Origin of the sequence: Xenorhabdus sp. TH1 (assembly GCF_037260955.1) — a bacterium.
Lineage (GTDB): Bacteria > Pseudomonadota > Gammaproteobacteria > Enterobacterales > Enterobacteriaceae > Xenorhabdus > Xenorhabdus griffiniae.
Map to the genome: position 1 here is coordinate 2,365,016 of NZ_CP147734.1, position 12,405 is coordinate 2,377,420.

A 12,405-nucleotide genomic window follows, 5' to 3' on the forward strand; every position below is an offset into this window, starting at 1 on the left:
CTGGTGTTTATTGGAACACAACGTGTTTCTCCTTTAGCAAAAACCACAAGTTTCTTTTATGCGACAGTTATCATCCATTTTTCATCATTTCCAATTCCTGCCAGCGATCAAAAGTTTTTTCCAATTCTTGTTCTTTATTTGCCAGTTCATTCAAAACATTTTGCGTAATTTCATGTGATTGATTGAAGAATTCAGGGTCACTGACCTGAGATTGCAATTTATTTATCTCTTCTTCTAATTTCTCTAATAATAATGGTAGTTGTTCTAATTCACGCAGTAAATGGTAACTTATCTTATTATTTGACCGTTTAAGTGGTTCTTTGGACTTTACCGACTTATTTTCAACACTAACCTTTTTTTCTGAAACTTGACGCAAGGAAACAGTTTGTCCCCGTTGCTGCTGGGCATCGTAATATCCCCCTGCATAATTGTTGATGTCACCATCGCCTTCAAAAATCCAGCATTCAGTGACTGAATTATCAACAAATTGACGATCATGGCTGACCAAAATCACCGTTCCAGTATAGCTATCAACGAGTTCTTCAAGTAACTCCAATGTTTCAACATCAAGGTCATTAGTCGGTTCATCAAGAATAAGCAAGTTGCTTGGTTTCAAGAATAGACGAGCCAGCAACAGGCGATTGCGCTCACCACCAGACAACGCGCGTACAGGGGTCATCGCCCGTTTAGGATGGAAAAGGAAATCCTGCAAATAACCCAATACATGACGGGAACGTCCATTGACCATCACTTCCTGCTTACCTTCAGCGAGGTTATCAATAACCGTCTTATCAGGATCCAGTGCGGCACGGTGCTGATCAAAGTAAGCCACTTCAAGTTTTGTACCACAATGAATGCGGCCACTGTCTGCTGACAGATCGCCCAACATTAATTTTAATAATGTTGTCTTACCGCAGCCATTTGGCCCCACTAACGCAATTTTGTCGCCACGTTGAACTTGAGCCGAAAAATTTTTGACCAATGTTTTATCACCAATCTGGTAATTCACATTTTCCATTTCAAATACAATCTTACCGGAACGTGTCGCTTCTTCGACCTGCATTTTCGCTGTTCCCATAACATTGCGGCGTTCAGCACGTTCCACACGTAATGCTTTCAATGCCCTTACCCGGCCTTCATTACGGGTACGCCGTGCTTTAATCCCCTGGCGGATCCAAACTTCTTCCTGCGCCAGTTTTTTGTCAAATTCGGCATTTTGCAACTCTTCAACCCGCAGCGCTTCTTCTTTTCCTTCAAGATATTTGTCGTAATTTCCCGGCCATGAAGTCAGCTTTCCGCGATCCAGATCAACAATACGTGTCGCCATATTGCGAATGAATGAACGGTCATGAGAAATGAACACAAGACTACCGTTGAAGTCTTTCAGGAAATTCTCCAACCATTCGATAGTATCAATATCAAGATGGTTAGTTGGTTCATCAAGAAACAACACTTTTGGAGAACAAACCAGCGCCCTGCCCAGTGCTGCCTTACGCAGCCAACCACCAGACAATGAAGAAAGTTTCGCTTCTGCTGGCAAGGAGAGTTGTTTTAATACATCACTAATCCGGCTATCCAATGACCATAAGCCACGGATATCCAGCACTTCCTGTAACTCTGCCAAATGGTTGAGATTTTTCTCGCTAGGATCGGTTTCTACCAAACGCGAAACATGGTGGAACGCTTTGATATATTCAGCCTGCTCTTTTACCCCTTCCGCAACAAAATCAAACACCGTACCTTCTACGTCACGGGGAGGATCTTGCTGTAAGCGCGCAACAATCAGATCTTGTTCATAAATAACCAAGCCATCATCCAGTGGTTGTTCTTTTGCCAATACACGCAACAATGTGGATTTTCCCGCACCATTGCGCCCAACCAAACAGACTCTTTCGTTTTCTTCGATATGCAGTTCAGCATTATCCAACAGCGGTGCATCACTGAATGATAAGCAAGCACCGGATAAACTAATCAATGACATAATGTTATTTTTCCTCGCCAGCGTGATGCAGCAACCAGCAGTTATGGATCTGACGGTTACGGGCAAAATCCTGAGATAACGTTTTTTCTGTTATTTCGTTTGCAACCAGACCTAGCTTATTTAATTCAGCAAAATCCATTTTAAAACCCCGTTTATTGTTGGAGAACATTAAGGTTCCACCCGGACGTAACAGACGTTTTAATTGTTTCATTAATTCGATGTGATCACGCTGAACGTCAAAAGTATTTTCCATTCGCTTGGAGTTAGAGAATGTTGGCGGATCAATAAAGATAACATCGAATTGTTCACGGGTCTGCGCTAACCATCCCAGGCAATCTGCCTGAATCAAACGATGCTGACGTCCCGTTAAGCCATTCGCCTGTAAATTTTTCTCTGCCCATTCAAGATAAGTGCGGGACATATCTACCGTGGTTGTCGAACGCGCCCCCCCCAATCCTGCATGAACTGTCGCTGAACCGGTATAGGCAAATAAGTTAAGAAAATCCTTGCCTCGGCTCATTTCACCCAATTTTTTGCGGGCAATACGGTGATCAAGGAATAGCCCTGTATCCAGATAATCGGTCAGGTTAACCCAGAATTTTGCACCATATTCGTTAACCAAAAGGAATTCTTGCTTCTCAGCCATTTTTTCATACTGGCTTTTGCCTTTCTGACGTTGGCGAGTTTTCAAGATCAGTTGGTTGGATGATAAGCTGAGCACATTCATTGTTGCGCTGATCACATCAAACAGACGTTGACGGGCTTTATTGGCATCCACAGATTTCGGCGGGGCATATTCTTGCACAACGATTTTATCGGCATAGCGATCAACAGCAACATTGTATTCAGGTAAATCTGCATCATATAAACGGTAGCAATCAATACCTTGCTGCTTGGCCCATTTGCTGATTTTTTTCTCATTTTTACGCAAACGGTTAGCATAATCCTCCGCGATACCGATATCCAATGACTGCGGTTTATCCGCTAGCTGTTCACTTTTCTGGATGACATAATTCTTTTGGATACAATCCAGAGGACCATTTTTAGCTTTAAATTCACGCTCTGCGCGTAATTGTAAACAACCCAACAATTCCGGCGAAGCACTGAACAGTGATAAACGCCAGCCAGGGAAGCGAGCTTTCATCACGCGACCAAATACACTATGCAACGCGATCAGTGCAGGTTCACTTTCAAGACGTTCTCCATAAGGCGGGTTGCTTAATACCGTTCCCTCTGGTCCTTCCGGCAAAGGATTTTCCAGTTTGCTGGCATCTCCTTGTTGGAACTGGATCAATTGGGATACTCCTGCCCTACGAGCATTTGAACGTGCCATATCCATGACTCGGCGATCAATATCCGTTCCAAAAAAACGGGAAGTTGTTTCCTGTAACCCCTTACGGAAACGGACCTGTGCCTCTGTAGTGACTTCACGCCAGATTGTTTCATTGAATTGTAACCATGATGTGAACCCCCAATGCTGACGATACAAGCCAGGAGCGCAATCTGCCGCCATCATAGCCGCTTCGATTAGCAACGTTCCCGAACCACACATGGGATCAACCATTGGTGTTCCTGCCTGCCAGCCAGAACGTAAAATAATCGCGGCGGCAAGGTTCTCTTTCAGTGGTGCTTGTCCAGCCAGATCACGGTAGCCACGGATATGCAGGCTATCTCCACTCAAATCGAGTGATACGATGGCTTTCTCTTTATTCAGGAAAACATGGATACGGACATCAGGTTGTTGTTTAGCAACATCAGGACGTTGTTTGATTTTGCGCATGAAACTATCGACAATAGCGTCTTTCACTTTCAATGCGCCATATTGTGTATTTCTGATCTCCTCATTCGTGCCGCTGAAATGCACAGAGAACGTACTATCAACTGAGAAAATCTCGCTCCAGTCAATGGACTGGACACCCAGATACAGATCCAAGTCACTATAAACTTTAAATTCGTTAAGCGGCATCATGATACGGGATGCCAGTCTGCTCCACAGCAAACTTTTATACATCACCCGATCATCGCCTTGAAAATGAACCCCACCTTGGGCAATCTTACAGGATTGCGCTCCCAGAATTTCCAGTTCGTTCTTTAATAGTTCTTCCAGTCCACGTGCCGTGCTGGCAAAGAGAGAGTTCATCTTATTAATCATCACAAAAGTTCACCACCAAAAAAATTGTGGCACATTATAGCCAATACCTTCGACATGTCCTAAAGTTGCTGACACAATAAAGCTAAAAATGCTTTGGTAAAGACAAAAATATTTGGGAGATAATGGATGTTAACTCTATCGCGTCTCTATACTTACCCAGTCAAGTCCATGCGTGGATTACAACTTTCTCATTCTCTCGTTCAGGAAAGTGGCCTGATGTTTGATCGAAATTTTATGATCACCACAACAGACGGCACCTTTATTACTGCCCGCCAATATCCGCAGATGCTGCTATTTACTCCAACTATGCTCCATAACGGTTTGTATTTGCAGGCTCCAAATGGAGAAAGCATCACTGTACTTTACGATGATTTTAAAGAAGAGCGCCTCCCCACTGAAGTTTGGAGAAATCATTTTACCGCGTTAGTCGCTCCCGATATGGTGAATCGTTGGCTCAGTGGCTTCTTTGATAAACCTGTGCAACTACGCTGGCTCAGTGAAGAACTAACACGACGAGTTAAAAAATTCCCTGATATTTCTTTATCATTCGCAGATGGTTTTCCCTATTTAATTATCAATGAAGCCTCTTTTCATGCTTTGCAACAACGCTGTCCTGCCAGTATTAAAATAGAGCAATTCCGGGCCAATATCATTGTCACGGGAGCCGCTCCTTTTGAAGAGGATAGCTGGCAAACTATCCAAATCGGCGATATTGTTTTTGATCTACCAAAACCGTGCAGTCGCTGTATCTTGACAACAGTCAGTCCAGAGAAAGGCCGCAAAAATCCGCAAAGTGAGCCACTGGCTACCCTGCAATCTTTCAGAACAGCCAAAGAAAATGGTGCGGTTGATTTTGGACAGAATGCCATTGCCCGTGACAGCGGCATTATTCGAGTTGGGGATCGTGTTACCATTTTGGAAAAGAGAACGCCACGCGAATATAGCAGTGGTGAACAAGCAACCCATTTACCTATAAAGGAAATTGTTCAACAGTCCGTTACTATTGAATTCAATGGACAACGTTTTATTGGCAATAATCAGCAAATTATTTTAGAACAACTCGAAGATCAAGGTATTCAAATTCCCTATTCATGTCGTGCCGGAATTTGTGGCTCCTGTAAGATATCTTTGGTTAAAGGGGACGTATTGCCACTAAAATCGACATCCATTAAGGATAGTGGAAAAATTCTGGCATGTAGCTGTATTCCTCAAAATGATTTAGTCATTGAACTAAGATAAACATTAATGATGTATACCAATCCAACCTCAAGTTGCAGCTTGTAAATCAATGTGATTATTTATATCTTCCCGCTTCGCGGGGAGATATTACACGCATCTTGAAGTTAGATTGGTATAACACTTATTTTAACCTGCTGGTAACGAGTGAAAACTATTTTGGTATGAATTTATCCAAAATATGAGGACAATGAGAATATTCCCCTGCATTTTTAGTAAATAAATACACTTGATTCAAATTATCCATCATGTTTGAATAACACATTCACAATCGTTATTGAAATTAAATTTATTTTAAAAAATCCACCTCATACATATATTCACCAAACTCTTCAAAATAAAGTTGTTGAGTTTTCATAAAACGCTCATCAAATGTTTCTAATAGCCCCTCTGCCGGAACACCTGCCCCAGAGGATAGAGAATGATGAATAAAATAACCATAAATATCTTCACAGTCTTTTTTATAATTTATAGTATCTAAAATATGATGATGCCATATTTCATCTATTTCAACAGAGGGAATAAGCGCTATTTCTTTTCCGTTATATTTATAGATAAAAAACCTAAATTTTTTATACTGATCTACAGCATCACGTGCACCTTCTTCTGTCCATACCCTGGCTATATTGGGATTTTCTTTCGTGATCTTTTGTATAACACTTTAAAAATTAACACTTTTTATTTTTCAAAAACTCTTCCTACCTCATTTTGGCCACCCTCTTTTTAGTTTACTAAAAAAATAAAGCAGGAACAGAAATTAATTCTATACGCATTAAACTTCAAGTTGCAATTTACAACACGATATGAAACCTGATTTTTCCCCGCTTCGCGGGGAGAAATCACATGCATCTTGAAGTTAGATTGGTATATCCCTGCACGTGTTTATCAATTTAAATATTATCTACTGATAACTATAAAAAAATAGGATTGTTACATGTTATTCGATAATACCTGCATAATGATATCCTAAGCAGCTTTACATGCATTATTTTTGTGACTACTCTGCCTTTCCGAGTCAATATCCTTGCTATGCTGGTTATAGCCAATTTTTGGTTAGTCTGGCATAAATTTCCGTGGGCAAAACAACGAATCCCATTGAAGGAAAAATTGGTTTTTAGTATTGACCTAATGTGTTGAAAATAAATTATTTTTAGAACAATAGAATAGCTTATGTGAAATAAGATGTGGATAACCGTGACTTCACAGATAAATAGAGAAAAGCAAAATCAACGGATTGATACTATAAATATATCTGAACGCAGCAGCCTGATGACACTAAATTGCCCTATGATATATCGATGACTGAGTTGGCTCGATATAAGGCATGATGCGATCATTCATAACCTTAATGGGATCACAAAAATTCATGACACGATTGTGCATCTCTAGCTTTTGCTGTGCCAATAAACACAAGCTGGCATTGTCACCCACTTCTGCAACCATAAACAGTGCTTCAGTACCGCTATCCTGTAATTTAAGCTGAATAATTTCACCGTGTTCTGGTTTCTCTATCAAAGAAAAATGGGAGAAATACCAGCTCTTAGGCATTTGCGGTTTCATAAAACGTAACGCAACCACCCCGTTTAGAGCTAATTCAGCGCTGAACGCAGGAGCCATGTTGATACGACGTGAATGTTCTTCAAAAGTGTAAAAAAGTGCGGCATCATCGACTGAGAATGACATTTCTTCCATTGTAACGGCGTAATCAGTCAACATTTTGGCAGGGAAACGAGAACGAAAAACCATGCCATTAGCGAGATCGAGCATGACACGACTATGCTCATGATCAAAATACCAGCGCCACTGATCATCAGGTCTAATTTTCATTGATTACCTTTTTATGCTCAAAATAGCTTTTTTGGTTAAAATAAGCATTGTCAGCGAAATAAGAAGTAAAAAATAAATGATAAAATTTAATCTACAAGACAAAATATAGACGAGTTGAGGACAGAAATAAACCCCTGCCCCCAAATTGCAGCAAATATTTAGATATGATTAACAATATCTTTGATGAGTTTTGGTCCTTTATAGATAAAGCCGGAATATATCTGAATTAATGAAGCCCCTGCTTCTATTTTCTCCCTGGCTGCAACAAGTGAATCAATTCCCCCTACACCAATAATCGGTATTTCACCTTTTAATTCTTGCGAAAGGCGACGGATAATCTCTGTGCTACGCAATTGCACAGGACGCCCACTCAATCCCCCCGCCTGTTGGTAGTGATTCAAACCTTCGATAATCTTTCTATCCAATGTGGTATTTGTTGCAATAACTCCATCAATATGATGACGCATTAAACTATCAGCAATTTTTATTAATTCTTCTTCTGAAAGATCGGGAGAGATTTTAACAGCAACAGGAACATATTTCTGGTACTTTTGCTGAAGTTCGCTTTGCTTATTTTTAATCGCAGACAAAAGATCATCCAGAGCTTCTCCATACTGTAATGTCCTCAAGCCTGGCGTATTAGGAGAAGAAATATTGATAGTGATATAACCTGCATGAGGATAAACTTTATCCATGCAAATTAAATAATCATCTTTTCCATTTTCAACCGGAGTATCTTTATTTTTGCCGATATTGATCCCGATAATCCCGTCATATTTTGCACGCTTAACATTCTCAACCAGATTATCCACCCCAAGATTGTTGAACCCCATCCGGTTGATGATCCCTTCCGCTTCAATCACCCGGAATAATCTCGGCTTATCATTTCCAGCTTGCGGGCGCGGTGTTACTGTACCAACTTCAACAAACCCAAACCCCATTGCTCCAAACGCATCAATACAATCACCGTTTTTATCAAGACCAGCAGCTAAGCCCAGTGGATTTTTGAAGGACAACCCCATGCAGGTAACAGGCTTAGTGGCAACTGATTGACGGATAAAAAATTCGAAAGGAGTACCGGCTACACGTTTGAGTTGGCGGAAAGTCAGCTCATGTGCCTGTTCAGGATCAAGCTGGAACAACGCTTTCCGTACTAGAGAATAATACATTTAAATTAACCTATTGTTCTTTATGATTGTCTTTACGTGAGAATTGTCAGTTATACATCTTGAGTTATACGCAATCCCATACATATTAATTGCTGCGTTGTTGTGGCAGGAAGAGGGCGTTAATTTAACATTATATGAGTAAACAAAAAAGTCCTCTCTATATAAGCAGGTAAAAACAAACCCCGTTTAAAACAACAACAGGGTTTGTATGCGATCTCATCTCCGGCAATAACCAAAGAATAACGCGATGCTCGACTTTTATGATGAGTTGAAATGACATAGCCGCTCCTTTATAACTTTAAGTCGTCAAAAATAGAGAAATAAAGGAACAAAAGGCTATGTCACAGCAAGATTTTATCATTTGGGTGTTTTGTTGGGTAGATGACAATTTAACGCAGTTACAGCAAGGTATGCGATTCAGAAGCCGGGGATATCCGCCTAAACTGAGCGATGCAGAAGCTATCACGATGGAAGTGGTGGGTGAATTTTTAGGGTTTTCAACAGATAAAGGCATTTGGACGTACTTTAATGGCCACTGGCGCGAATGGTTTCCGGGGCTGGGTTCACGCGCCAATTTCGCTAAACAGATTTCGAATCTTTGGGTTGTTAAACAACAACTGCAAGAAAAACTGGCGAGGTTATTGGGCGCGCTCGACAGGCCGGTACATATTATCGACGGATTTCCATTGCCCGTCTGTGGATTCAAAAGAGCAAAAGGCTGTGCCAACTTCAAAGGACAAGCCGATTATGGGTACTGCGCCGCCAAAAACGAAATTTACTACGGCTTCAAAGGACATCTCATGATAGACGAAACCGGCGTGGTAACCGGGTTTACACTGACGCCCGCCAGTGTCAGTGAGCGTGAAGCAATCTGGGATGTGCTCGGCTCGATAAAAGGCTGTTTGCTGGGTGATAAAGGGTATTTAGGCGTTGAATTTAAGCAGGAAATGAGGGTGGAGGGTATTGAAATGATTACCCCGGTGCGAGCCAATATGGATGATCCCCTCCCCAGAAAAACGAGAAGGATCATTAACGCCAAACGCCGTTTAATTGAAACCGTGATTGGTCAACTCGCCGGACAATTTGCTATCGAGAAGTGCTGGGCACGGGATTTGTGGCATTTGAGTAATCGAATTGCCAGAAAACTGCTTTCTCACACGTTGGGTATTTTTGCCAATGTTAAACAAGGTAAAAATCAACGCGACTGGCTTCAACAAGCCAACGTTATAGGGTGTTAAAGTCGAGCATCGCGTAAAGAATATGTTACATATACCAATCTAACTTCAAGATGCGTTTGATTTCTCCCCGCGAGGCGGGGAGAAATCAGGGTTCATATCGTGTTGTAAATTGTAACTTGAAGTTTAATGCGTATATTAACTCTCAAGTGCCTTGGTAATCTTTTCGAACAGGTCACCAGATAAGTTCTCTATTCCTTTCAACTGTTCCAATGCCGCACGCATCAAGGCCTGACGTTTTTCATCGTAACGTTTCAAATGGATCAATGGATCAATCAAATGTGATGCTACTTGCGGATTTAGGTTATTCAGCTCGGTTAGCACTTCCACCAGGAATTGATAACCACTCCCATCTTCAGCATGGAAGGCCACGGCATTTCTGCTAAAGAATATTCTCAACAGTGAATAAACACGGTTTGGGTTGCTCAAGCTGAAAGAACGATGTTGCATCAAACCACGCACTTTCTCAAGTACATCGAAGGCTGGATTGGTGGCTTGCAGCCTGAACCATTTATCCATGACCAAACCATTCTGATGCCATTGCTTATCAAATTCGTCCAGTAATTGATAACTGCAAGGCAATTCAGCAAATACAGCCGCAGATAAGGCCGCGATGCTGTCAGTCATGTTATCAGCGTGATAATATTGTGCCGCCACTAATTTATCGGCCAACTCTTTGGTATCAATAAAGGCCAGATAGTAGAGGCAGGTATTACGCAAATCACGTTTTGCAATATCCCTATGCTCTACACGGTATACGCCTGTCTGGAGGCTGTGATAAACCGCAGAGAATTCATCTGCCATTTCATTGGCCAGTGCTTTTGTCATAGCACGAATGACATCATGGATAGCTTTAGGATCTACCACCGTAAACAATTCTGCCACTTCATTTTCAGACGGCAAGGTCAGGATCAATGCAGCCAGAGCCGGGTCGATATCTTTATCCAACAATACAGCACGGAAAGCATCAATGACATGCATTGGCAATTCCAGTGGCAGGGATTTTTGGTGACGGACAACATTCAGCCTCACATAGTTGGTTAACAGTGCCTGCGCTGCATCCCAACGGGAGAACTCATTACGCGCATGTTTCATTAAAAATGAAAGTTGCTCATCACTGTATGGATAATCCAATTTCACTGGTGCAGAAAACTCACGCAATAAAGAAGGGACAGGCCGTGATGGAACGTTATCGAAAACAAATGATTGCTCTGCATTAATAACATTCAAAACATGATGCACAGGCTGACCATGACGACGCAGCGGGATAACCCTTCCCTGTTCATCATAAAGTTCAATATCCAGAGGAATGTGCAGCGGTTGTTTCTCTTTCTGATCTGCTGTTGGTGATGTCATTTGACTGACATGCAAAATATATTGTTGCGTTTCTGCATCATATTCGTCGCGGACAGTCAGCACAGGTGTCCCGGATTGGCTATACCAACGGCGGAAAAGGGTCAAATCGACATTTGACGCGTCTTCCATCGCCTGCACAAAATCATCACAGGTAGCCGCGCTACCATCATGGCGATGGATATAAAGCTGCATACCCGCCTGAAATTGTTCTTCCCCCAATAAGGTGTGGATCATCCGAATCACTTCTGCGCCTTTTTCATAGACGGTCAACGTATAGAAGTTATTCATTTCCATCACCTGATCAGGACGGATAGGGTGAGCCATAGGGCCAGCATCTTCGGCAAATTGTGCAGAACGCATAACTCGCACATTCTTGATACGGTTAACCGAACGTGAACCCAGATCCGAACTGAATTCCTGATCACGGAATACTGTCAGCCCTTCTTTCAGGCTTAACTGGAACCAGTCACGACATGTAATACGGTTTCCGGTCCAGTTATGGAAATATTCATGTCCGATCACGGCTTCAATAGCAAGATAGTCTTCGTCAGTCGCCGTTTCCGTTTTTGCCAGAACATATTTGGAATTGAAGATGTTTAATCCCTTGTTCTCCATCGCTCCCATATTGAAAAAATCAACGGCGACAATCATGTAGATATCAAGGTCATACTCCAAACCAAAGCGGGTTTCATCCCATTTCATTGAGTTTTTCAACGATGTCATGGCCCAATCAGCACGATCCAAGTTGCCCCGATCAACAAACAGCTCCAGTGCTACCTCACGGCCACTGCGGGTCACAAACGTGTCACGCAAGACATCAAAATCCCCCGCAACCAATGCGAACAAGTAAGCAGGTTTTGGGAACGGATCCTGCCATTTTACCCAATGACGCCCATCTTCCAGCTCTCCTTGTTCAATACGGTTACCATTGGAAAGCAGGAATGGGTATTTGGATTTATCCGCAGTAATGCGAGTAGTAAAACAAGCCAGAACATCTGGGCGATCCAAATAATACGTGATGTGACGGAATCCCTCTGCCTCACACTGGGTGCACAAGGCATCACCAGATACGTATAGTCCCTCAAGGGCTGTATTAGCTACTGGATTAATTTCATTCACAATTTTCAGTGTAAACTGGGCTGGAAGTTGTTCAATCCGCAACTTTCCATCCTGTTCCTGATAATGCTCCCACTCTTGATCATCGATATAGATACCTTTTAACGTGAGATTTTCGCCATCCAAAACCAGTGGGGTAATATCATTGACCTGACGTTTTACCTGACTGATTGCCGTCACCGTTGTTTTTTCAGCATCCAGATCAAAATCAAGATCAATATTAGTAATTGTGTAATCTGGTGCTTTATAATCCAAACGGTGTTTAACGAGTCGCTGTTGTGTCATAGGGAACCTTTTCCATTACTTTTAAAAACATAAACGCTGACATAGAGA

General features: G+C 41.9%; 7 protein-coding genes. 2 read left to right on the forward strand and 5 right to left on the reverse strand.

Annotated features, from left to right (window positions below; all coding sequences use genetic code 11):
* Window positions 1–70: 70 nt before the first annotated feature.
* Window positions 71–1,981 (reverse strand): ABC transporter ATP-binding protein, encoded by a 1,911-nt coding sequence (locus tag WDV74_RS10440; RefSeq protein WP_338882706.1) that lies wholly within the window; start codon window positions 1,979–1,981, stop codon window positions 71–73.
* Window positions 1,982–1,985: 4 nt separating this feature from the next.
* Window positions 1,986–4,121, reverse strand: a complete 2,136-nt coding sequence (gene rlmKL, locus WDV74_RS10445) for a bifunctional 23S rRNA (guanine(2069)-N(7))-methyltransferase RlmK/23S rRNA (guanine(2445)-N(2))-methyltransferase RlmL (protein WP_338885587.1) — start codon at window positions 4,119–4,121, stop codon at window positions 1,986–1,988.
* Between the two features lie 138 nt (window positions 4,122–4,259).
* Between rlmKL and WDV74_RS10450 the strand changes: the two genes are divergently transcribed.
* Entirely contained in the window at window positions 4,260–5,372 is a 1,113-nt protein-coding gene (locus WDV74_RS10450) for a YcbX family protein (RefSeq protein ID WP_338882708.1), read from the forward strand.
* A gap of 1,272 nt (window positions 5,373–6,644) precedes the next feature.
* On the opposite strand, the gene WDV74_RS10455 is transcribed toward WDV74_RS10450, so the two are convergent.
* Window positions 6,645–7,196, reverse strand: coding sequence for a cell division protein ZapC (locus WDV74_RS10455; RefSeq protein WP_338882710.1), 552 nt, complete (start codon window positions 7,194–7,196; stop codon window positions 6,645–6,647).
* A 158-nt stretch (window positions 7,197–7,354) separates the two neighbouring features.
* Window positions 7,355–8,365, reverse strand: a complete 1,011-nt coding sequence (pyrD, locus tag WDV74_RS10460; RefSeq protein ID WP_338882711.1) for a quinone-dependent dihydroorotate dehydrogenase — start codon at window positions 8,363–8,365, stop codon at window positions 7,355–7,357.
* A 338-nt stretch (window positions 8,366–8,703) separates the two neighbouring features.
* Here pyrD and WDV74_RS10465 point away from each other — a divergent pair, with 338 nt between their 5' ends.
* Window positions 8,704–9,603, forward strand: coding sequence for an IS982 family transposase (locus tag WDV74_RS10465; protein WP_338882532.1), 900 nt, complete (start codon window positions 8,704–8,706; stop codon window positions 9,601–9,603).
* Between the two features lie 135 nt (window positions 9,604–9,738).
* On the opposite strand, the gene pepN is transcribed toward WDV74_RS10465, so the two are convergent.
* Window positions 9,739–12,357: an aminopeptidase N gene (pepN, locus tag WDV74_RS10470; RefSeq protein ID WP_338882712.1), complete on the reverse strand. Its 2,619-nt coding sequence runs from the start codon at window positions 12,355–12,357 to the stop codon at window positions 9,739–9,741.
* Window positions 12,358–12,405: the final 48 nt, after the last annotated feature.

Excerpts from the sequence above, each read along its gene's own strand:
- WDV74_RS10440 (WP_338882706.1), bottom strand. The coding sequence starts at position 1,981 with ATGTCATTGATTAGTTTATCCGGTGCTTGCTTATCATTCAGTGATGCA.
- rlmKL (WP_338885587.1), bottom strand. The coding sequence starts at position 4,121 with ATGAACTCTCTCTTTGCCAGCACGGCACGTGGACTGGAAGAACTATTA.
- WDV74_RS10450 (WP_338882708.1), top strand. The coding sequence starts at position 4,260 with ATGTTAACTCTATCGCGTCTCTATACTTACCCAGTCAAGTCCATGCGT.
- WDV74_RS10455 (WP_338882710.1), bottom strand. The coding sequence starts at position 7,196 with ATGAAAATTAGACCTGATGATCAGTGGCGCTGGTATTTTGATCATGAG.
- pyrD (WP_338882711.1), bottom strand. The coding sequence starts at position 8,365 with ATGTATTATTCTCTAGTACGGAAAGCGTTGTTCCAGCTTGATCCTGAA.
- WDV74_RS10465 (WP_338882532.1), top strand. The coding sequence starts at position 8,704 with ATGTCACAGCAAGATTTTATCATTTGGGTGTTTTGTTGGGTAGATGAC.
- pepN (WP_338882712.1), bottom strand. The coding sequence starts at position 12,357 with ATGACACAACAGCGACTCGTTAAACACCGTTTGGATTATAAAGCACCA.